At 65.9% G+C, this 22,070-nt stretch carries 18 protein-coding genes, 1 tRNA gene and 1 pseudogene; 14 read left to right on the top strand and 6 right to left on the bottom strand.

Annotated elements, in window-relative coordinates:
- Nucleotide 1: 1 nt before the first annotated feature.
- Complete coding sequence (locus tag ACW17Y_RS10505) at nucleotides 2-901, bottom strand: LysR family transcriptional regulator (protein WP_492035655.1); 900 nt, start codon at nucleotides 899-901, stop codon at nucleotides 2-4.
- A 97-nt stretch (nucleotides 902-998) separates the two neighbouring features.
- Between ACW17Y_RS10505 and mhpA the strand changes: the two genes are divergently transcribed.
- From mhpA to ACW17Y_RS10465, 8 genes and pseudogenes are all read left to right on the top strand, one after another.
- The gene (mhpA, locus tag ACW17Y_RS10500) at nucleotides 999-2,552 is read left to right on the top strand and encodes a bifunctional 3-(3-hydroxy-phenyl)propionate/3-hydroxycinnamic acid hydroxylase MhpA (protein ID WP_492035654.1); all 1,554 of its coding nucleotides are present in this window, start codon (nucleotides 999-1,001) and stop codon (nucleotides 2,550-2,552) included.
- On the top strand, nucleotides 2,540-2,992 hold the full coding sequence (locus tag ACW17Y_RS10495; protein WP_492035653.1) for a GlcG/HbpS family heme-binding protein: 453 nt from the start codon (nucleotides 2,540-2,542) through the stop codon (nucleotides 2,990-2,992). The genes mhpA and ACW17Y_RS10495 overlap by 13 nt, the downstream gene beginning before the upstream one ends.
- Entirely contained in the window at nucleotides 2,989-3,882 is an 894-nt protein-coding gene (locus ACW17Y_RS10490; protein WP_492035652.1) for a VOC family protein, read from the top strand. The genes ACW17Y_RS10495 and ACW17Y_RS10490 overlap by 4 nt, the downstream gene beginning before the upstream one ends.
- Before the next feature lie 13 nt (nucleotides 3,883-3,895).
- Nucleotides 3,896-4,732: a fumarylacetoacetate hydrolase family protein gene (locus ACW17Y_RS10485; protein WP_492035651.1), complete on the top strand. Its 837-nt coding sequence runs from the start codon at nucleotides 3,896-3,898 to the stop codon at nucleotides 4,730-4,732.
- A 53-nt stretch (nucleotides 4,733-4,785) separates the two neighbouring features.
- A complete protein-coding gene (locus ACW17Y_RS10480; RefSeq protein WP_492035650.1) occupies nucleotides 4,786-6,132 on the top strand; it encodes an MFS transporter in 1,347 nt (448 codons plus the stop codon).
- 10 nt (nucleotides 6,133-6,142) lie between these two features.
- Complete coding sequence (locus ACW17Y_RS10475; RefSeq protein WP_492035649.1) at nucleotides 6,143-8,110, top strand: glycoside hydrolase family 3 protein; 1,968 nt, start codon at nucleotides 6,143-6,145, stop codon at nucleotides 8,108-8,110.
- Between the two features lie 155 nt (nucleotides 8,111-8,265).
- Nucleotides 8,266-10,626, top strand: coding sequence for a TonB-dependent receptor (locus tag ACW17Y_RS10470; RefSeq protein WP_492035648.1), 2,361 nt, complete (start codon nucleotides 8,266-8,268; stop codon nucleotides 10,624-10,626).
- Between the two features lie 85 nt (nucleotides 10,627-10,711).
- Nucleotides 10,712-11,201 (top strand): annotated as a pseudogene (locus ACW17Y_RS10465) (IS6 family transposase).
- Between the two features lie 202 nt (nucleotides 11,202-11,403).
- Here the strand turns inward: ACW17Y_RS10465 and ACW17Y_RS10460 are convergent.
- Genes ACW17Y_RS10460 through ACW17Y_RS10450 form a run of 3 tightly spaced genes read right to left on the bottom strand, consistent with a single transcriptional unit; the run spans nucleotide 11,404 to nucleotide 14,671 of the window.
- Entirely contained in the window at nucleotides 11,404-12,186 is a 783-nt protein-coding gene (locus tag ACW17Y_RS10460; RefSeq protein WP_492035647.1) for an LOG family protein, read from the bottom strand.
- Nucleotides 12,183-13,781, bottom strand: coding sequence for an MBL fold metallo-hydrolase (locus tag ACW17Y_RS10455; protein ID WP_492035646.1), 1,599 nt, complete (start codon nucleotides 13,779-13,781; stop codon nucleotides 12,183-12,185). Before ACW17Y_RS10455 ends, ACW17Y_RS10460 begins: the two co-directional genes overlap by 4 nt.
- Before the next feature lie 26 nt (nucleotides 13,782-13,807).
- Nucleotides 13,808-14,671 carry a universal stress protein gene (locus tag ACW17Y_RS10450; RefSeq protein WP_492035645.1) on the bottom strand — a complete coding sequence of 288 codons (864 nt, stop codon included), beginning with the start codon at nucleotides 14,669-14,671 and terminating at the stop codon, nucleotides 13,808-13,810.
- A gap of 442 nt (nucleotides 14,672-15,113) precedes the next feature.
- On the opposite strand from ACW17Y_RS10450, the gene ACW17Y_RS10445 reads away from it, so the two are divergent.
- Complete coding sequence (locus ACW17Y_RS10445) at nucleotides 15,114-16,310, top strand: MDR/zinc-dependent alcohol dehydrogenase-like family protein (RefSeq protein WP_492035644.1); 1,197 nt, start codon at nucleotides 15,114-15,116, stop codon at nucleotides 16,308-16,310.
- 131 nt (nucleotides 16,311-16,441) lie between these two features.
- On the opposite strand, the gene ACW17Y_RS10440 is transcribed toward ACW17Y_RS10445, so the two are convergent.
- Nucleotides 16,442-17,380: a LysR family transcriptional regulator gene (locus ACW17Y_RS10440; protein WP_492035643.1), complete on the bottom strand. Its 939-nt coding sequence runs from the start codon at nucleotides 17,378-17,380 to the stop codon at nucleotides 16,442-16,444.
- Between the two features lie 183 nt (nucleotides 17,381-17,563).
- Between ACW17Y_RS10440 and ACW17Y_RS10435 the strand changes: the two genes are divergently transcribed.
- From ACW17Y_RS10435 to ACW17Y_RS10425, 3 genes are read left to right on the top strand one after another with little or no spacing between them, the layout of a single operon-like run.
- Nucleotides 17,564-18,049, top strand: coding sequence for a hypothetical protein (locus ACW17Y_RS10435; protein ID WP_492035642.1), 486 nt, complete (start codon nucleotides 17,564-17,566; stop codon nucleotides 18,047-18,049).
- 20 nt (nucleotides 18,050-18,069) lie between these two features.
- The gene (locus tag ACW17Y_RS10430) at nucleotides 18,070-19,443 is read left to right on the top strand and encodes an MFS transporter (protein WP_492035641.1); all 1,374 of its coding nucleotides are present in this window, start codon (nucleotides 18,070-18,072) and stop codon (nucleotides 19,441-19,443) included.
- The gene (locus ACW17Y_RS10425; protein ID WP_492035640.1) at nucleotides 19,430-19,759 is read left to right on the top strand and encodes a hypothetical protein; all 330 of its coding nucleotides are present in this window, start codon (nucleotides 19,430-19,432) and stop codon (nucleotides 19,757-19,759) included. Before ACW17Y_RS10430 ends, ACW17Y_RS10425 begins: the two co-directional genes overlap by 14 nt.
- A 366-nt stretch (nucleotides 19,760-20,125) precedes the next feature.
- Here the strand turns inward: ACW17Y_RS10425 and ACW17Y_RS10420 are convergent.
- Nucleotides 20,126-20,217: transfer RNA gene (locus ACW17Y_RS10420), tRNA-Ser, on the bottom strand.
- Nucleotides 20,218-20,382: 165 nt separating this feature from the next.
- On the opposite strand from ACW17Y_RS10420, the gene ACW17Y_RS10415 reads away from it, so the two are divergent.
- On the top strand, nucleotides 20,383-20,688 hold the full coding sequence (locus ACW17Y_RS10415) for an SCP2 sterol-binding domain-containing protein (protein ID WP_428149721.1): 306 nt from the start codon (nucleotides 20,383-20,385) through the stop codon (nucleotides 20,686-20,688).
- 82 nt (nucleotides 20,689-20,770) lie between these two features.
- The gene (locus ACW17Y_RS10410; protein WP_492035639.1) at nucleotides 20,771-21,985 is read left to right on the top strand and encodes an acyl-CoA dehydrogenase family protein; all 1,215 of its coding nucleotides are present in this window, start codon (nucleotides 20,771-20,773) and stop codon (nucleotides 21,983-21,985) included.
- The last annotated feature ends 85 nt before the right edge of the window (nucleotides 21,986-22,070 follow it).

Here is a 22,070-nt window from a genome sequence, read left to right as displayed (position 1 = left end):
GTCACAGCTCAGAGGCCGCCGCTCTCAGTTCCTCAATGAACTGTTGCGTCAGAGGGCCCGGTCGGCCGCCTCGGCGCAGCTTGTATCCGATGCGCCGCCCGCCGGCCCCCTGCAACGGGATCACGCGAAAGGGCTGAGCAGGTTGCGTCAACTGGGCTCGGGACACCAGGGTGATGCGTGACGTGTGAGCCACGAGGCTTTCAAGCAGGGGCAGGGCGTTCACCAGGATGCAGTCCCTGGGCCACGCGACGCCAGCCGTCATGAACAGAGCCTCGACGTGGCGCCGATAGGTGCTCCCTTCCCGCGGCAAGGCCCAGGGCGCGTCCGCCAGTTCTGTCAGTGAAAGCGATTTCGCGTGGTGGAACGGGCTTGCCGGGCCGACGGCCAGCCAAAAGGGGTCTTCGAACAGAACGGCTTCAACCACATCCTCGGTGCCGCCGAGCATCTCGTCCACGGGACCGACGATGATGTCGATTTTGCCGGATCGCAGCATTGGTACGAGCCGTCCGTCCAGCCCATCGACGATTTCGAGGTCGAGCGGCGTGTCGCCATTGTCCAGACGCCTTAGCGCCTTGGGCAGCAGGCTGGCGAGTACACTGGGTGTGGCCCCGATCCGCAGCGGGCCCGAGATGCCGGCGGCGTGACTGCGAACTTCGGCCTCAGCGTCAGACAGCAAAGATTGAACGCCCTCGGCCCGGCGCACCAGGATTTCGCCGAAGGTTGTCAGCGTTGAACCGCGACGACTGCGCTCCAGCACCTTCACGCCCAGGCGTTGCTCGAGCAGGGCGATGCTGTTCGACAGGGCGGGCTGAGACATGCCCTTTTCCGCCGCGGCGCGGGTGAAGGAGCCGTGGCGGGCGATCGCAAGCAGGTTGGCGATCTGGGACGCTTCGACAGCCATAAGGAAAACGACCCACTACCCCAATTTCGATCATTTGACGGAGGGTGTCGGCGACTGTCAACACGATGACAACGAGAAAACCGAGGGACGGAACCGCGTGCTGGACTACGATGTCGTCATCATCGGCTGCGGACCGGTCGGTGGCTTGGCGGCCAATCTTCTCGGCAAGGCCGGGGTGAGGACGCTGGTCGTCGAACGGGTCGCTGAACCCCATCCCTTGCCGCGCGCCGTGCACATCGACCACGAGGTCATGCGCCTGTTTCAGAGCGCCGGCCTGGTCGACCGCGTTTCGCCACTCATGCGCGACACTCAGGGCCATATGCATATCGGCGCCGACGGCGGCGTCATCCGCTACATGGGGACCGCAGGGCGACCCCGGCCTTTCGGCTGGTCTGGCGACTATTTCTTCTACCAGCCAGAGCTCGAGGCCGTACTTCGCGAGGGGCTCGGCCGGTTCGCAGAGATCGATCTGCGCCTCGGCGTCGAATGCCTCGGGATCGACCAGGACGATCGGGGCGTCCGGTTGCGGTTGGCCGCGCCGGAGGGCGAGACCGTCGTTTCAGCCCGCTGGGTGATCGCCTGCGACGGGGCCAGCAGCCCGACGCGCAAGGCGCTTGGCGTGGTCCTTGATGATCTGGGTTTCGAGGAACCCTGGCTGGTGGTGGACGCCGAGGTAGACGGGCCCCTGGTGTTCCCGGGCTTCCACCACGTGCCCGAAGGCGCGGATTTGCAGCAACTGTCCATCATGCTGTGCGACCCGCGACGGCCCGCGACCATCGTTCCCGGCAGAGGCAATCACCGCCGCTGGGAGTTCATGCTGCTTCCCGGGGAAGACGAGTCGACGCTGGACGCTGACGCCGTCGAGGCCTTGGTGGCGCCCTGGGTCGGATCGGCGCCCAGCCGGATCGTGCGCGCGACCACCTATCGCTTTCATGGCCTGATCGCCGAGACCTGGAAGGTCGGCCGGGTGTTTCTGGCCGGCGATGCGGCGCATCAGACCCCGCCGTTCTTTGGTCAGGGCATGTGTCATGGCATGCGGGATGTCGCCAATCTGGCCTGGAAGTTGGAGAAGGTTCTGTCCGGTGGTGCTCCCGACGCTTTGCTGGACGGCTATCAGCAGGAGCGTGAACCCCAGGTCCGCTCGGTAATCGCCAGCGCGGTCGAGGCCGGGCGCTATATCTGCATGCTCGATCCGGTCCGTGCCGCCGAACGTGACGCCGAAATGCGTGCGAGGCAGGGCGACCCCGTGCGGACCGCCGCCGACCTGATCACGCCGATCCGGGGCCTGACGCTCGACAGCCCCGGCGCCGGGAAGCGGTTTATCCAGCCCCGTGTTCGTCATGAGGGACAGGATCAACTGCTGGACGACGCAACCGGCGGCGGGCTGGTGATGCTGTCGCGGGGCGAGGAGGCGCGGGTGGAGCCGGCGGTGGCCCGGCCTCTTGGCATCCGTCAGTTTCGCATTGGAATGGATCTGGAAGACGTGACTGGCGATCTCGGTCTCTGGCTGGACGAGCATCAGGCCGACGCCGTCCTCCTGCGCCCTGACTTCTACGTTTTCGGCACGGCGAGCGGACCGGGCGGGGCGTCGGCTCTGCTTCGCGCCTTTGACCGCGCTGTCGCCACTGAGGAGACCCTATGTCCGGCCTGACGCTCGATCTCGCCCTCACCATCACGCAAGCCGCCTTCGCGAAGGCGCGGGAGGACGGAGCCAAGCCGCTCAGCGTGGTCGTCCTCGACAGCGGCGGACATGTCCTGACGATCCATCGTCAGGAGACGGCCAGCCTGTTCCGCTCGGCGATCGCGACGGCGAAGGCCGCCGGAGCCCTGGGCATGGGAATGGGCAGCCGGGCCATCGCCGCGCGCGCACATCAGTCGCCGGCCTTCTTCGCCTCCCTCTCGGCCGTGACGGAGGGTCAGATTGCACTCGCGCCCGGCGGGGTGCTGATCCGCGATGCCGCTGGCGCGATCCTTGGGGCGATCGGGATCAGCGGCGACACCTCCGACCTCGACGAGCGCTGCGCGGTCGCCGGCATCGTGGCGGCCGGGCTGATCGCCGATCCGGGTGCCGCCCCGGAGGCCCGGGCATGACCCGGCTCCGCAGCATCGAGCTTGCGCTGCCGGGCGCCGAGGCGGCCGCTCGCTTCCTGACGGATCACTGGGGCATGGCGCCGGCGACGCGTGAGGCCGACACCTGGCGTCTCCGCGGAGCGGGAGACGACGCCTATCTGCTGGCCCTGACCGAGGCGACAGAGCCTTCGGTCCAGTCGGTGACCTTCGCCGCGTCGGAAGCCGAGATCGATCGGATCGAGGCCTCTGCCAGGGCGGAAGGGGCCCCGGTCGGGCGGGTCGATGTCAGCGGCGAACCCGGCGCGGGCCGAGGGATTCTCGTCACGGCCCCGGACGGCGAGCGTTTCCGCTTCCTGTCCGGCGTCGCGCGCAATGAGCGGCTGGAGGGCTGTCCTGACATGCCGAACCGTTTGACTCATGTCGTTTTCAACGCCCGGGACGCCGAGGCCTCCGGCGATTTTGTCGAGCGGGTCCTGGGCTTCCGCGTCTCGGACAGGACGAAGGGCATGGTGTTCGTGCGGTGTGACGACTCACATCACTCGATCGCCTTCGCCCGCGCCGGCGTGGCCACGCTCAATCACATCGCCTTCGAGATGGCCGATATCGACGCGGTGATGCGCGGCATCGGACGGATGCGGGACTACGGCTTGACGGCCGCGTGGGGGCCCGGACGCCATGGTCCAGGCGACAATGTCTTCGCCTACTACATCGCCCCCTTCGGTCCCGTGATCGAGTATTCGACCGCGGTCGAGAAGGTCGGAGACGACTATCGGACCGGTACGCCCGAGGACTGGACCTGGCCGCAGAACCGCATCGACCAATGGGGTGTCACCGACAAGGACGTCGCCGCCCTTGCCGTCGCCGAACGTAAATTCCGTTTCCCCGGCGCGCCTGCGCTGCCGATCGCCTGACAGGAACCGACCCGTGAAGATCGTCAGTTTTGAACACCAGGGCCGCGCCGGTTACGGCGTGCTTGAAGGCGACCGCATCGCGGTGGCGGCGGCCTCCGGACCCGCCGATCTGAAGGCGGCCCTGGCCTCGGGCGGCGTCGCCGCAGTCATCTCGAGCGGCGAGTCGATCGCACTGTCGGATGTGACCTTGCTGCCGGTCTTGCCCAATCCCGGCAAGATCCTGTGCGTCGGTCACAACTACGAAGATCACCGCAAGGAGACCGGCCGGGCCAAGGTCGATCATCCCTCGATCTTCACGCGCTGGGCCGACACCCTCATCGCCACGGGCCAGCCCATCGTGCGACCGCGGGAATCCACCGATCTCGACTACGAGGGCGAACTGGCCGTGGTCATCGGAAAGGGCGGGCGACGCATCTCGCGGGACGCGGCCCTCGATCATGTCGCGGGCTACGCCGTTGCCAACGACGCCTCGGTGCGAGACTGGCAGTGGCACACGCACCAGTTCACGCCCGGAAAAAACTTTCCGGACACCTGTGCGCTCGGCCCCTGGTTGATGACGCCAGATGAAATGGGCCCGCTGGATCGACAGCGGATCACCACCCGGGTCAACGGCGAGGTGGTGCAGGACGCCGGTTTCGACCAGATGATCTTTTCGATCGCCGACATCGTCGCCTACTGCTCGGGCTTCACGACCCTGAGCCCGGGCGACGTCATCCTGACGGGGACGCCGGGCGGGGTCGGGGCCAAGCGGACGCCGCCGCTCTGGCTCAAGCCCGGGGATGTGGTCGAAGTGACCGTCACCGGCCTCGGCGTCCTGAGCAATCCGGTTGCGGAAGACGCGTCCGCCTGATCATTCATCCGCGATCCGGCGCAAGACCGGACGCCTCCAGAGGAAACGAAGCCATGAGCGAACCGGTGATCGACGTCGCCGCCGAAATGCGGGACGCACCGCTGTCCGGCTTCCACATCCGGTTCGCCGTGCTGATCGGAGCCATACTGTTCCTCGACGGCTATGACCTGTTCAACGCCGCCTATGTCGCGCCCTATGTGCGGCAGGAGTGGGGGCTGGGGGCTCCGCAGATCGGCATGATGCTGTCGATCGGTCTGGTCGGGCTGGCGACCGGCGCTCTGCTGCAGGGGCCGCTGGCGGACCGGTTCGGGCGTCGCGCGACCACCTTGGGGGCGGTCTGGCTTCTCGGTCTGGCGAGCCTGGCTCTCGCGATCTTCGCTCATTCGTTTGAAGTGTTCTGCGCCATCCGCCTGGCGCTCGGGGTCGCGCTGGGCATGCTGTCGCCTCTCGCCTTCGTCTATATCAACGAGTGGGCGCCGACCCGGTGCGCCAATCGGTTCGCGACCCTGGCCTTCGTCCTGCCCTTCTCGCTCGGCGGCATCGCCGCGGGTCTGGCAGGCCTGCTGATCGCTCCGGAATGGGGATGGCGCGCCCTCTATCTGATCGGCGGCCTCGCGCTTCCCGTCGCCCTGATCGCCCACGCCATGCTGCCGGAATCGGTGCGGTTCCTGGCGTCCCGCGAGCGGTGGAGCAAGGTGGCGCAGATCCTGTCCCGCGCCCGCCCCGACCGCGCCGCCGCCTATGTCGGCGCGGCCTTCCAGTCCGGCGAGACATCGAGCGGGAAGGGCGCTTTCGCCAGCCTTCTGGCGCCGCGCTACCTGCGCACGACCGTTTCGATCTGGGTGGCGGGTGCGCTGAGCCTGCTCTGCATCCACGGCCTGACGGGCTGGCTGCCATCGATCGTCCTCGCGGAAGGGGCAGGGGTACGCACGGCCTTCGGCTATGGCTCGCTTCTGATGACGATGCAGATCTTCGGCGGTCTTGCGGGCGGCTGGCTGGCCGATCGGTTCGAGCGGGTCCCGGTGATCTGCTGGGGGTTCGTCGGCGGCGCCCTGTCGCTGATCAGCCTGGCGGCGACGCTGAACACGCCCTTCGCCATGGTCGCTGTCGCCGCCACCGGCTTCTTCATCTTCGGCGCCCAGGCTGTGCTGAACAATCATATCGCCATGAGCTACGAGACCGGCCTTCGCAGCACCGCCGTCGGCGTGGCCGTGGCGGTCAACCGGATCGGCGGCGTGGCCGGCCCCATGCTGATCGGCTTCACCCAGGGCCTGCCCGCCGCACTCTGGGCGACGCTGGGCATGCTGGCGGTCGCCCAGTTGCTGGCGGCCGTGACCCTCGGAGCCCGGAGGCCGTCGCCCCCATCGTCGCGATCCGCGCCTGAACCGTCCGTGGCGTGAGAGCGCGCAAATGAGACATCTGACCGTCCTGGCCCTCCTTGGCGCGGCCATGTCCGGCTGTGCATCCGCTTCGCCCGACAATTTCGGCAGGAGCGTCAACCCGCCGGATCTGGGCGTTCGAAGCGCCACCGTGCTGACGGTCGACGGTCTGCGGTTCAAGGATCTCGATCGCGACGGCCGGTTGACCCCCTACGAGGACTGGCGGCTCCCCGCCGCGGCCCGGGCGGAGGATCTCACGGCGCGGATGACCCTGCACGAAAAGGCCGGTCTGATGGTGCATGCCTCGCCCCCGACCATCGGGGGCGTGCTCAGGGCGGAATGGGACCTCGCCGGCATCGAACCGATGATCCGCGATCAGGACATCCGGTTCATCATCCATCGGGTGAGCAGCAACGACGCGGGCGCGCTGGCGGAAACCAGCAATACGGTCCAGGCCATGGCTGAGGCCAGCCGGCTGGGCATACCGCTCACCCTCAGCTCGGATCCCCGAAACCATTTCCAGACCACCTTCGGACTGAGCGTAGCCGCCGGCGCCTTCTCGCAATGGCCGGAGACGACCGGCTTCGCCGCCATCGGGGACGTCGATCTGGTCCGCCGCTTCGGTCAGATCGCATCGGAAGAGTATCGCGCCATCGGGGTCCGGATGGCCCTGTCGCCGATGGCCGATCTGGCCAGCGAGCCACGCTGGCCACGGGTCAGCGGCACCTTCGGCGACGATCCGCTCAGGGTGTCGGACATGGTGGGCGCCTATATCGAAGGCTTCCAGGGCGGGACATCCGGCCTGGGACCGCAGAGCGTCGCCGCCGTGGTCAAACACTGGGTCGGCTATGGCGCCCAGCCGGAGGGTTACGACGCTCACAATCCCTACGGCCGGGACATTGTTTTTCCTGCGGGTCGTTTCCAGGACCACCTGAACGCCTTCGACGGCGCCTTCAGGGCGCGCGTCGCCGCGGTCATGCCGACCTACGCCCGCCCGCCGGAGGGCCTGGAAATCAACGGTCGTCCGGCCGAGCGGGTCGCGGCCGCCTTCAGCCGGCAGATGATCACCGAACTGCTGCGTGAGGACCGGGACTTCGACGGCGTCGTGCTGACCGACTGGAAGGTCACGGACGACTGTTTCGCGGACTGCGAGGCGGGGACGCTCGACTATCGCCGTGTCGGCATGCCGTGGGGCGTCGAAGACCTGACCAAGTCGGAGCGGTTCGCCAAGGCGATCGAGGCGGGTGTCGACCAGTTCGGCGGGGTGGCGGACACCGCCGTCATCATTGATGTCGTCGCCTCAGGACGGATCCCGGAAGCGCGGATCGACCAGTCTGTACGGCGACTGCTGATCCAGACCTTTGAGCTGGGTCTGTTCGAGAACCCGTATGTCGATCCGGAGGCGGCGCGGCGCATCGTAGGTTCGCCCGGACATCGCCAGGAGTCGCTTGAAGCGCAGCGGCGTTCGCTCGTCCTCCTGGAGAACCGTGACGGCGTCCTGCCGCTTCAGTCGGAAGCGAGGAAGGTCTGGCTCTGGAAGGTGTCACCGGACGAGGCGCGCGCGCGCGGCTTCACCGTTGTCGAGGATCCGGCCGAGGCAGACCTCGCCCTGGTCCGGATCGCCACGCCCTTCACCAGCCATCCAGCCTACTTCTTCGGCCAGCGACACCACGAGGGCGCGCTGGACTTTCCGGTCGACAACGCCGACCTGCTGGCTGTGCAGAGGGCGAGCGCAGTCACGCCAACGGTCGTCAGCATCCACCTCGACCGTCCCGCCATTCTGGCGCAAATCAGACCCTTGGCGACCGCGTTGATCGGAGAATTCGGCGTGTCGGATGCCGCCTTCTTCGCCTTCATCACCGGTCGGGCGACGCCGCAGGCGCGGCTGCCCTTTGAACTGCCCTCGTCCATGAACGAGGTGGAATCCCAAGCGCCGGACGCCGGTTCGGACACGTCGCACCCGCTTTACCCACGGGGATACGGCCGTCTCGGCTGGTAGGGGATGCCGTATGCTCAGTCATAAGTGAAATGATGCACGTAGCCATTATCAATCATTTGACGATGGGACCCCGCTCCGTCCAACCATAGGTCAACAACAACCGCTGCGCTCTGGACTTCTCCAGGCGACAGCGGGCAAGCAAATGGGGAGCCACCATGCAGTTTCACGTCAGCCGCCGCCTCATGGCCAGCGCCGCCGTCCTTGTTCTCGCCGCAGCCGCCGCGCCGGCGTTCGCTCAGGACGCCGCGCCTCAGTCTGAAGACACCGCGCAGGTCGAGGACATCATCGTCACGGCGCAGAAGCGCAGCCAGCGCCTGCAGGATGTGCCCCTCGCCGTAACGGCACTGAGCGCCGAGACACTCAGCAACTCCCAGATCACAGGGACCAGCGGCCTCGCCAATCTGGTGCCGTCCCTGACCTACACACAGTCCACCAGCGATCTGAACAACAACGTCCGGATCCGCGGCGTCGGCACGGCGCTGTTCAACACCGGACTGGAATCGGCGGTGTCCTTCGTCGTCGACGGCGTGGTCATGTCGCGTCAGGGACAGGGCTTTCAGGAGCTGATCGACATCGAACGGGTGGAGGTTCTGCGGGGACCGCAGGGCACCCTGTTCGGCAAGAACGCTACGGCCGGCGTCGTGAACGTCGTCACCCGACGCCCGACCGACTACCTTTCCGGAGCCGCCGAGATCACTGCCGCCGAGCACGGAGAATATCGTTTCAAGGGTACGGTCGCCGGCCCGCTCACCGACACCCTCGGTGGCCGCCTCACCGGCTTCTACACTGATGATGAAGGCTATGTTCAGGACACCGGAACAGGTCAGACGGTCTACGGCAGCGAAGTCTTCGGCCTGCGCGGCAAGCTGGAATGGCAGCCGAGCGAAGAGCTGAACCTGCTGGTCTCGGCGGACTATCGCGAAAGCGACAGCACCTGCTGCCAACTCGTGCCCTATCTGACGACCAACGCTGTGCTCGCCGGGATCCGCGCGCCGATCGTGGCCTCGCCGACGAACCGTTCGGTGGAAACCGACGGAACCACCTTTGCCGACAGCAAGTCGTCGGGTGTGTCGCTTGAAGGCAACCTGTCCCTCGGCGACTACACCCTGACCTCGGTGACCGGTTATCGGACCTGGACGCTCGAGAACAACGTCGAGGTCGACGGCTTTCGGTCGGCGACGCCGCTCTATGTTCCGTTCGGCAACGGCTATTTTGGCATCAACGGAGGGGGGCTGGATATCGGCCAGTTCACCCAGGAGCTGCGCCTGACCTCGCCGTCCAATCAGCCGGTCGAGTACACGGTCGGCGTCTTCTACTTCAATCTCGACCTGGATCGCGACTTCCGTCGCCGGGTCGGCGGCTGCGTGACCAATCCGGCCGCCTTCGGTCAGGCCTGCCCGACCTTCTTCTTCTCCTCCGCCGCCCACACCGCCAACACCCAGACGGAGAACGTGGCGGCGTTCGGCCAGGCGGAATGGCATCTGACCGATCAGCTTTCGGCCATCTTCGGAGCCCGTCTCCAGCATGAGACGGTGAGCTACGAAGGTCTGCGTCTGAGCACGCCGCCATTTGCTGGCGATCGGCTACTCTTTGCGGCGTCATCCGGTCGGGGCGAGGTCGCCGACACCGATCTGTCCGGCAAGCTCGGCCTGCAGTACCAGTTCAGCCCTCAGGCCCAGACCTATCTGACCTGGTCGCGCGGCTACAAGGGCCGGGGCTACGACGTCGAGCTGACGGCAGACTTCGCGACCCAGGTGGCGGTCCTGCCGGAGACGGTCGAGGCCTGGGAACTGGGCTACAAGGCCCAGGGTCTTGATGGGCGGCTGAGCGTCAACACGGCGCTGTTCTATGCCGACTATCAAAACCTTCAGGTGCAATCGACGGTCGCTCCGAACGTTTCCATCCCGACGAACGCAGGCTCCTCGGTGTCCAAGGGCGCTGAAGTGGAGTTCCAGTTCGCCCTCACGGATCGCATCACCCTGGGCGGCGGCGTCACCTATGCGGACGCCACCTTCGATGCGACCGGTCTCTCATGCCCGCTGACCGCCCAGGCCGCCGCGATCACACTCGCCGCCGGCCAGGCCCAGCCCTTGAACACCTGCTTCCGGATCGGCAACGGTACCGCACAGAACGTTGTCGACGGGCGACTTCCCAATGCGCCGAAGTGGCGGGGTAATCTGTCGATCCGGTACGACGACACCATTCCCGGCACGGACCTGAACGGATTCATCCAGCTCGCCGCCACCCAGCAGAGTGAGGTGACCTTCTCGCTCGAGCAGGACCCGGGCCTGGTCCAGGACGGCTACGGCCTGGTCAATCTGACGGTCGGAGCCAGCACTGCGGATGATCGCTACACGCTCAGCGTCTTCGTCCGGAACCTGTTCGATCAGGACTTCGTCAACGGCATGCAGCGCGAGTCGATCGTCACCAACGCGGCCAACCCCGGCAACATCGCCTATTTCCCGGCCAAGGACGCCGAACGCTACGTCGGTGTGTCCCTCCGCGCGAACTTCTAGGGTCTCTCCCTCCTGAACGCCTGGCCCCGAAGTCCCTCCGGCTTCGGGGCCTCTTTCGCCACACCACTGACGGGGATCATACTTCGTGAAGCCGATTTCGGTCAGGCGTCACCGGTTTCCGGCAGATGTTATCCGCCATGCCGTCTGGCTGTGGGCGTCAGTTACGAGATGATCCGGTGCTGGACCATCAAGTTCGGCCCCTTGATCGCCCGGCTGCTGCGGAAGCGGCGATGGGCCCCGTCGCCGCGCTGGCACCTGGACGATATGGTCTGCTGGATCGGCGGCAAGCGGATTTATCTGTGGCGTGCAGTGGATGATGAAGGCGAGGTCCTGGATCTCGTGGTCCAGCGCCGGCGGGACACGGACGCGACGCTGAGGCTTCTCCGACGCCTGCCCCACAACCAGCCGGTCGAGCCGCAGTCGATCACGACGGACGGCCTGGCCTCATACGGCGCGGCTCTGGATCAGCTGGATCTGAGAACACCTTCAGCATCCAGCGCCATTTGATCAGCAGACCCACACTTCGGCGTTTCCACGGCGATGCGGCGACCGCATGGCCGGCCGCCGTTGACTGAATCTAGACGGGCAGGAGACTTTTCAGCCGAAGGAGTTTTCCCTGACAGCGCCTCTCGATCGGGTCGAGACGCTGCTGTCGAATCAGTCCGACGAGGTCGAGCGATGGCGGGAGGTGTTCGGCCGCGCGGCGATTCAGGCCGTCGCCGATCGGTAGACGCGGGCAGCGATGGCCGGGCGGATCCGGCGGGCGCCAAGCTGCCGCTAGACGGTCGGCTTGGCGCCCAGGGGCAGTCCTGGTTCGAGGCCTCCCGCGAGAAGCGCATCCCAGGCTTCCACGGCGGTCTCTGCGAAAGCGAACAGGTCGAGATCGGCGCGGGCCACGAAGCCTTCCGTCACAAGGGTTTCGAAGCCGATCGCGGCGCGCCAGTAGGCCTGATCGATGAGCACGACCGGGATCGGCGGCGCCTTGCCGGTCTGGCGCAGCGTCAGGATTTCGAACAGTTCGTCCAGCGTTCCGAATCCGCCCGGGAAGACCACCAGCGCATTGGCGCGCATCGCCAGATGCATCTTGCGCATCGCGAAATAGTGGAAGCGGAAGGTCAACTCCGGCGTGGTCCAGGAATTGGGCTCCTGCTCGCCGGGCAAAGTGATGTTGAAACCGATCGACGGTGCGACCGCCTCTGCCGCGCCCCGGTTGGCGGCCGCCATGATGCCAGGACCGCCGCCGGTGGCGATGACGTTGTCGCGCACCCCGCCGTCCTCCTGAACGGCTCCGCCCTGAAGTGAGGCGAGGGCGCCGAAGCGTCGCGCCTCATCATACCAGCGGGGCTGCGAGCCCGGACCATCCTCTCGGACGCGGGCGCTGCCGAACACCACGATCGTCGATCGCACGCCCCAGGTTTTCAGCGCGCGTTCCGCCTTTTCGAACTCCAACTGGAAGCGCACGCCGCGCATCGCGTCGCCGAGCAGGAAATCCTGGTCGAGGGCCGCGAGGCGATAGGACGGTGAGGCAAGCTGCGCCGCGTTCGACGGGTCGGCGGTCATGGCCTCGCCTCAGACGGGGGCGCGACCGACCTGGCGAGATCCGCCAGCAGGGCTTCTCGGTCTGCGTCGCCCGGCAGGGCCTGCAGCCGTTCGTTAAGCGCTTCCAGGAGGCGGGCCCGCGCATTGTGCCAGTCGGGTCGGGCCGCCGCGCCGGGGATCAAACGGGCATCGGGCCCCTCCAACGGGGTGACCGTCGATGCCGTCAGGCGGAAGCCCTGGTCGAGCTGCGGAATCATGACCGCGTCGGGCGCGCGTCCGGCCGTGACCAGTCGGGTTTTGAGACCCTCAAGACCGCCGGGTTCACCGTGGGCCAGGAAGACGCTTCCCGATACTGGTTCGCGTGCCGACAGCCAGGCGGCCAGCGACGCCGCATCGGCATGGCCGGAATAGACGTCCAGTTCGCGAATGCGGGCGCGGACGCGCACGTCCTCGCCCTGGATCCTGACCATCGAAGGATGCTCCAGAAGGGTGCGCCCCAGCGACCCCGCGGCCTGGAAGCCGGTGATCAGGAGCGTGGTCTCCTTGCGCCACAGCAGCCGCTTCAGATGCCTGCGAATCCGGCCGGCGTCGCACATGCCGCTGCCGGCGAGGATGATGTGCCAGTCTCGAAGTCGCTCGAGACCGTCGCTGTCCTGGGGGCGCAACAGGGTGTGGAGGCGGGGGGCGTCGCGGAGCGCCAGATAGGGGTTCTCGGACGCATCGCTGTTCCAGCCCCGGCGCAGAAAGACTTCGGTCGCCTCGATGGCGAGCGGGGAGTCCAGAAAGATGTCCGTCGCCAGCTCCGGCTCGTCCTGCATGATCGCCAGGATATCCAGGATCAGCTCCTGCGCCCGGCCGACGGCGAAGGTCGGCATGAGCAGCGGTCCGCCCGCCGCCTTGGCCTTACGCATCTCGTCGGCCAGGAGGGCCCGACGATGCGACAGGTCCATGTCGTCGCGGAGCCGGTCGCCGTAGGTCGACTCCAGGATGACGTGATCGACGCCCCTGGGTCCATCCGGGCGGACGAGGTAGGGCTGCTCGCCCGATCCCAGGTCACCCGAGAACAGGAGCCTCACCGTTTCCGCTCCGTCGCCGACCTCCAGCTCGATCGACGCCGCGCCAAGGAGATGGCCCGCGGGCCAGTAGCGCGCACGCAGGTCGTGGCGCACCTCGACCCAGTCGCCGAACTTGACCGTCTGGAAGAGCGCCAGCGTCGGGGCCACGTCCTCGGGACCATAGATGGGCTGGACCTTCGGAATGCCCCGGCGCTCATTGCGGCGGTTCAGGTGATCGACGTCGCCCTGCTGGATGTCGGCGGAGTCCGCGAGCATGACCTCGCACAGATCCCGCGTCGCCCGGGTCGCGAAGATCGTTCCGCGAAACCCCGCGCGCACCAGCTTGGGCAGCAGGCCGGAGTGGTCGATGTGGGCGTGGGTCAGCAGCACCCCGTCGATCGTCGCGGCGTCGAAGGGAAAGGGCTCGTGGTTCAGGGCCCGGAGCGTCTTCGGCCCCTGGAACATGCCGCAGTCGATCAGGAAGCGACCCTGGTCGGTGGCCAGAAGGGCGCAGAAGCCGGTCACGCATCCGGCGGCGCCGTGAAAGGTCAGGGTCAGCATCTGTTCGCGCTCCGTTGGCGACGGCATCAATGCGACAGCAACAGCGAAGGGCCAGCGACGTCGTCCAGCATCGCTCGGGTCGCGCCGCCGAAGAGGGCTTCACGAAGGCGGGTGTGCCCGTAGGCGCCAGAAACAAGCAGGCCGGCTTTCAACCGCCTGGCCGCCTGCACAAGTCCCAAGGTCTCTGATCCTGCCTCGATCACCTCGCTCCGGACCTCGCCGGCGCCGTGGGCATTCAGATAGTCGATCAAGGGGTCGAACGACGGATCGGCCGCAAGCTTGTCCAGCCCCTGGCGGCATTGCACAGCAACGGTTCCGGCTCCCGTCGCGATCAACGGCAAGGCCTGTCTGACAGCCCGTCCGGCCTCCGCGCTGCCGTCCCACGCGATCATGACCTGTCCCGCCAGGTTCGCCGGTTCGCCCCGGCAGAGCAGCACCGGCAGGCGTTGCCGCAGCAGAACCTGGGCGAAAGCCTCACGGGCGGCGACCGATTCCGTCAGGCTCAACTGGCTGATGATCACGAGATCAGTCAGGGCGATGGCGTGGCTCAGCGCCGTTTCCGGGCGTCCGACGGGTCGGGACAGCGCCATTCGCGGCCTTCCTTCGCCTGGGCCGAAGATCAGATCGGCCTCGTTGCAGATGTTTCGGCAAAGGGCTTCCAGGTGTTTCCAGGTCGCCTGCTGGCTGGCCAGGACCGCTTGCGCCGTTTCGGCCGGCAGGGTCGTGCCGAGCAACATGCCGTAGCTGACAAGATCCAGGGCCGGATCCGGCAGATAGGGAAAGACCGCGACGTGAGCCTTCTGATCGACCCCGAGGTGGGCCGCGAAGGCCAGCGCCTGGGCGTCCCCTTCATGGCCGAAAGTGAGGGCAGTCAGTGCACGATAGCTCATGCGATTTCTCCGATACCAAAGGCGCGGTATCCTGCAGGACGCCGCGCAGTGGTTTTCAGGCCGCGACCGTGAGGTGACCGATCCGGGAAACACAACGCTCTTTGACCACACGGCGCTTTGATCCAGATCAGAACCCCGTCGGATCAAGACATGAGGCTGGACGCCAGAAGCGTTCCGACACGGGCGGATCGATGCTTTCCGTGCGCGGAGACTGATGGCAGAACGACCGCGCCTTGCTGCGTCCGTCATTCACGCCGACGGTAGAAATTGTCTCGGGGCGAAGGTGGACGACAGCGACGGAGTCGGCGCCGGGACCGAAAACCCACGGGTGGGCATAGCGGGCTAACACTTTTTGATTCAGCCGTCCGACCAGGGCGGGATCCGTCACGTCTTCGGCCGCCGCCAGCCGCCACCACGCTAAAATCGCACAGTCGGCTACGACTTGCGCTTCAGCACTGTCGGGGGCACCGGTATCACCTCAGCTGCCAATGCCGCCGAAACGGGATCCAAGCGTATGTCGCTCACAGGACGAGAACTACGGTCAACAGTCTCTGGCGGCACATTGAGGCTGTCACTCGATGAGTTCGCCATCGGAGATCTGGCGCCCGACGAAATCGTGGTGAGGGTTGAGGCGGCTCCGATCAACCCGAGCGATCTCGGGCTGCTGCTCGGCCCAGCTGACGTTGCGTCGATGCGTTCAGAGGCGTCCTCGGATCAGCCTGAACTGGTTTTCGATATTCCAGAGGCCAGGCGTCCCGGTGTCGCTGCACGCGTTGGCCAATCGCTGAGCGTTGGAAACGAGGGAGCCGGCACGGTCGTTGCGGCAGGCGAGCAGGCCCAGGAGTGGTTGGGGCGATGCGTTGGAATGGTTGGGGGAGGGATGTACGCTGACCTTCGCAAGATCAGATCTCGCGATGCGCTCCCGCTTCCGGAAGGGGTGACAGCGGCCGAAGGGGCTGCGCTGACGGTCAATCCAATGACTGCACTCGGCTTTGTGGAAACAGCGCGTGCCGAAGGTCACTCAGCGATCGTTCACACCGCTGCAGCGTCGAGCCTCGGTCAGATGCTGCAGAAGATCTGCGCCGGCGATGGCATTCCCCTCATCAATATCGTTCGATCTGATGAACAGGTCCGACTGCTGCGTGACATTGGCGCGACCCATGTCCTCAACAGCCGTGCCGCAGACTTCAAAACGCAACTCGTCGACGCAGTCGTTGCGACCGGTGCGACCATCGCGTTCGACGCCATCGGTGGGGGTTCGCTCGGTAGCGACATCATGCGTGCGATGGAGAAGGGAGCTGTCAGTCGAATGACAGAGTACAGCCGATACGGCTCGTCTAGCTTCAAGCAGCTCTACACCTACGGTGCGCTCGATCTCTCACCGATGGTTTTGGATCGCCTGGCGTTCGGCTTTCAATGGAGCGTATCAGGATGGCTGCTGACGCCATTTCTGCAGAAGGCAGGCGCTGAGACGGTAATGCGTATGCGCAAGCGCGTATTTGATGAGCTGACCACCACGTTCGCGACGCACTACACCAAGACGATTGGACTCAGTGAAGCGCTCGAACCTGAGCTCCTGCGAGCCTACGAACGTAAAGCGACGGGTGAGAAGTTCCTGATCAATCCGACGCTGAACTAGGCTGTCGCACCGTTGTTTGGGCGAGGCCTTGGCCGGCCGATGAAAACGCCTTTTGCGTCGGCGATGGTCAATAATCCTGTCATTGTAAAACCTGAGCAGGGAACGGTCTGGGACTGGCGCCTAGGCGCATATCACTCGCTTGCGTTCAGCGGTGAGTTGCGGCCGCGTTGGGTTTTCCTCGCCGGGGCGCAAACTTCTCTCACACACTCACGTAGCCAACGGTGTGCCGGGTCTGCGTCCATCCTTGGATGCCAGAGCATCGACACTGTGAACTCGGTCGTCGGCATAGGCAGTGAGAACGTCGTCATCCCCTTTCGCAGCTTGACCGTATGAAGGTCGGGAACGGTCGCAACCAGATCAGAGGCGCGGGCAACGGCAAGCGCCCCCGAGAACCCGCTGACGATGCTCGCCACATGGCGGCGGGTTGCGCTGCCGAGGTAGGGCAGGTCGAGCGCACCACTCTCAGCGCCGGTTCGCGACACCACCACGTGCTCAGCCTCGGCGTACCAGTTCTGAGTGATCTTTTTGGTGTCGATGGGATGGCCATCGCGGACAACTCCGACCAACCGGTCCCGGAACAGGGCCTGGGTTCGCACTTCCGGACCGAGTGTCGCCTCGACGACCCCGGTCTCAAGATCGACGACGCCGTCGCGTAGCGGCGTGCTGTCCTTGCTGGGCTTCTGGATGAAGTTGAGGCGAACGCCGGGAGCCTCGCTGCGAACACGAGCGATGAGACTGGCCCCGAAATTCTCGACGAAGCCGTCGCTCGTTCGGATCGTGAAGGTGCGTGACAGGGCGTTGAGATCAATCGCCTCGACGGGCCGGAGGATGGCCTCGATCTCTTCGACCAGTTTGCGAACTGGCTCACGCAAGGCGGCGGCGCGCGGGGTGGGCACGAGTCCCCTGCCGGCCCTGACGAGGAGTGGATCGCCCATCTCTTCACGCACGCGAGTGAGCGCACGGCTCATCGCCGACGGGCTCAATCGCAAACGTCTGGCAGCTCCGACCACGCTCCCCTCGGTGAGGACTGCATCGAGGGTGATCAGCAGGTTGAAGTCCGGCGGCACCATCCGGGAAGCTTGGCAGAAAGTGTGCCTTTGGCATAGCGTTGACTGCAGTGTTGGAGTGCAAATGCTGCGCGTTCCGCACCTATCGATGAATGGCTAGGCTTTCCTCGATCGAGAGGACCAACCGCCATGCAAGACAGTTCGCTTCATCGTTTCGTCTCTTCCGTCCACGCCGGATGGGGGCCCTTGAGCACCAGCCTCGTCGAGGATTGCCAGGCCCAGCTTGCGCAGCTCCTGGATGCCGACCCGGCGGAGCCGTGGCTTGCGGCCCTTCGGCAGGACAAGCCAGTCAACGAAGAACTCTACCGGGACCCGGACCATGGGTTCGTCCTCCTTGCGCACACCGAAACCGAGGGGCTCTACCGCCCGCCGCACGACCACGGCCGAGGGTGGGTGATCTATGCCATGCAGGACGGCGAGATCGAGATGGGGACCTATGGTCGTGTCGAAGACGCGGACGGCGTCCGCCTCGTCAAACGCAACACGACGCTGGTCCGCGCCGGTCAGGTCCAGGTCTACCTGCCGGGTGACATCCACGACACGCGATGCATGAGCAAATCCGCCTTGCTCTTCCGCTTCACCGAACGGGACTTGCGCGTCGAAGACCGACAAGAGCACCGCGTCACACGCTACCATGAGCGCAACGGGGTCTGGACGTCGGCCAGACAATGAGCAGGGCCGGCTCTCCCCACATGACTGACGCCCAGCGCTCGGGGTTGCCGCAGCCTGCCCGGCGCTTCGCGATCACGGCGGTCCTCGCGGCCATGAGCCTCGTCGTTCTCGATGCGGGGATGGTCAACGTCGCCATGCCGTCGATCGCCGACGCGCTGGTGGCGAAGCCAAGCGAGGTCGTGCTCGTCGTGATCGCCTACCAGGCTGCCCTCGTCATGGCGCTGCTGCCTTGCGCCGCGCTCGGCGAACGCTTCGGCAACCGCCGGGTCTTCCAGGCCGGCGTCTGCCTGTTCCTGCTCGGATCATTACTTTGCGCGGCGTCCGGCTCACTGCCCTGGCTCATCGCCGCGCGCTTTCTACAGGGCTTGGGCGGCGCGGCCGTTATGGCCCTTGGGATCGCGCTACTGCGGTTCACAGTGGCGCACGACCGGCTTGGAACCGCCGTCGGCTGGAACGCGCTCACGGTCGCCCTGTGCTCCGCTGCCGCTCCCACGATCGGTGCTGTCATCATCGCTCAGGCGGACTGGCAGTGGCTCTTCCTGCTCAGCGTCCCGACGAGCCTGGTCGCTCTCTTCGCCAGCCGCTTCCTTCCCACTACGGCGCCGGGTGGGAAGGCGCTCGACCTTCCAAGCATGGCGCTCAACGCTGCCGGATTTGGTCTCCTCGTTCTCGCAGTCGAGGCGGTGCATCACGTGCCCTTCTCGGCTCTCGGCCTCGGAACCGGCGCTGTCATTGCCTTCGTCCTTTTACTGCGCCGCGAGGGCAACAAGTCCGCACCATTGTTTCCCCTCGACCTCTTGCGCGAGCGGTCGTTCGGCCTGTCCGTGGTGGCGTCCGTCTGCTGCTTCTCAGGCCAGACCGCAGCCCTGATCGCGCTCCCCTTCTATCTCCAGCATGGGCTCGGTCTCAGCCCGCTGACGGTGGCGTTCTATCTCTCGCCATGGCCTATTGCGGTCGCTGTAACGGCGGGTATCGCGGGCCGCCTGTCCGACCGCATTCCGACGGCCCAGCTCTGCGCCTTCGGAGCCGGGCTGCTCGCTTCGGGTCTGGCGGCGATGGCGGCGTGGCCCCTCTCGGAAACGCCGGTGCCATTGCTTGGCCTGTCTGCATTGTGCGGTGTCGGCTTCGGGCTTTTTCAGGTCCCCAACAATCGCAACATGTTCCTCAATGCGCCTCCGCATCGAAGTGGTGCGGCCGGAGGCATGCAGGGAACGGCGCGTCTGACGGGGCAACTATCCGGGGCCATTCTCATGACCGCCCTGTTCGTCGTCACGCCGCTCCTGACCGCTCCGCGTTGGGGATTGGCGCTCGGAGCCGGGTTCGCTCTTGCCTCTGGCGTGGTGAGCCTCATCAGAACCTCCAGCAAAGAAGGAGCCGCCCATGCTGCGCTCTAGCACCTTTCGACTTGCGCGCCTCCCGGTCCCGCAAGTCTTCCTGACCAAAACGGCCTCCGGACTGCTCTCCGGCGAAGCAGCCTCGCTCAAGGAGATCGCGCGCGTCGAAAGCGTCACGCCGGCCTATGCTCGGCGGGTGATCCGGACGGCCTTCCTCGCCCCTGATCTGAAGGCCGCGATCCTCGACGGATGCCAGCCCGCAGGCCTGTCGCTCGAGGCGGTGATTCGGAGTGAGATGCCCCTCGACTGGGACGCCAGCGAGTGCTCTACGGCGCTGCCTGATCGGCGCGCGGCGCTGCCCCTGATCCGCGCTTGAGGCTTCCCTGTTCCGGCGAAAGTATTCCCTGTTCGGTGCGGACAATTTCCCTGTTCCGTCCGCGGGAATTCTGAACACCGCCAGCCCCCCACTCCAGGCGTGGTGGGCATTCGGGGGGCGTGCCTGCGTCGACTGCACCCCTGCTTGGTCCGGTTTTCCCTGTACTTCCCTGTTAACAGGCTGCGCCCAACCACCCGAAAGGGACCCGTCGCTAGGGCTGCGGAGACCTGGGCCGCTAAACGCCCAGTAATGAGGCACGGGGCCTCGATTAGAGACCGGGTTCCGGTCTCTGGGGATAAGCAAGGCTCGGTAATGTCGGGGAATATTCCCTGAGATCAGGGGCACGGCGGCTACCCGTGAAGTGTGTGGCGGAGACGGAGGGATTCGAACCCTCGATACCCCTTACAGGGTATGACGATTTAGCAAACCGTTGCCTTCAGCCACTCGGCCACGTCTCCGGCAGGCAGGCTCGATAGCGGAGCCCGCGACGCGGCGCAATCCGCCGTTTCGGAATGTTGTGATCCAGATCGCCTGACAGACGGCCGCAGTTTCCCCGACGTGATCTTGTGAGGCGACCCATGGAGGGATAGGGCTTCGGCTCCACCTTCTCAGGGAGACGCTCCATGGCCGATCTGGCTCAAGTCACCGAACACATCCGCGGCGCCGTCGGCGATAACTCCGGTCTGGGCAAGACCGTGAAGATCGACCTGGGCGATACCGGCAAGATCTTCATCGACGGCGCGTCGGTTCCGAACACCGTCACCAACGACGACAAGCCCGCCGACACCACCGTGACCGTGTCGTGGGACGACTTCATCGCCATGTCGGAAGGCAAGCTCGACGGCATGATGGCCTTCATGCAGGGCAAGCTGAAAATCGCCGGCGACATGATGATCGCCCAGAAGCTGATCCCGCTGCTGAAGCGCTAGTGGTCGGCTAACAAAAGCTATACGTCACAACGGCGCGGTCCCTTCGGATCGCGCCGTTCGCATATCGGGAAGGACGACGACCATGGACTTCAAGCACAGCGACCGCGCGCTTCACTGGCAGGAACGGGTCAACCGCTTCCTCGACGACAAGGTCCTGCCGCGCGCCGCCGACTACTGGGCCGATATCCATCGCGACCACACGGTCCAGTCCCCGACCATGGAGACCCTGAAGGCCGAGGCGCGCGACGCCGGCCTGTGGAACATGTTCCTGCCCGGCGACCACGGCGCGGGCCTGACCAATCTGGAGTATGCGCCGCTGGCCGAGGCCATGGGTCGCGCCGGTCTGTGGACCCCCGAGGTGTTCAACTGCAACGCCCCCGACACCGGCAATATGGAGGTGCTCCATATGTACGGAAACGAGGCCCAGCAGGACCGTTGGCTGAAGCCCCTGATGGCGGGCGAACTGCGCTCGGCCTTCCTGATGACCGAGCCGGCCGTGGCGTCGTCGGACGCGACCAACATCCAGACCTCGATCGTCCGCGAGGGCGACGAGTATGTGATCAACGGCCGCAAATGGTGGTCGACCAACATGGGCCATCCGAACGTCGGCATTTCCATCGTGATGGGCAAGACCGACACGGGCGCCGCCACCCACCAGCAGCAGTCCCAGATTCTGGTGCCGACCGACACCCCCGGCTTCCGCGTCGAGCGAATGCTGACGGTGTTTGGCTATGACGAGCGACCGATCGGCCACGCCGAGGTGGTGCTCGACAACGTGCGGGTGCCGGTCGAGAACCTGATCGCGGGCGAGGGCCGGGGCTTCGAGATCGCGCAAGGGCGCCTTGGGCCGGGCCGTATCCACCACTGCATGCGCGTGATCGGCGCGGCCGAGAAGGCTCTGGAGCTGATGTGCGAACGTCTGCTGACCCGCACCGCCTTCCGCAAGCAACTGGCCGAGCATTCGGTCTGGGAACAGCGCGTCGGCGAGGCCCGCACCAATATCGAGATGTGCCGCCTGATGGTGCTGAAGGCCGCCTGGATGATGGACAACGGCGGAGCCAAGAACGCCAAGTCCGAGATCGCCCAGATCAAGGTCGCGGCGCCCCGCATGGCGCTGCAGATCATCGACGACGCCATCCAGGCGTTCGGCGGCGCGGGCGTCTCGGGCGATACGCCCTTGGCAGAGATGTACGCCACGGTCCGCACCCTGCGCCTCGCCGACGGCCCGGACGAGGTGCACAACCGCACCATCGCCCGTCTCGAATACGCAAAGAACGGAGGCCGTCCGGTTCGCTAGACTCCGGCATGGATATAAGGGCTAGCCCTTAGTCGGGGCTAAACGTGCGCGTAATACGTGTGGCCCTAGTTTGGTTAATCGGCGG

Source organism: Brevundimonas sp. AVps7 (genome assembly GCF_058681545.1).
This window is presented reverse-complemented; position numbering and strand designations above follow the sequence as displayed.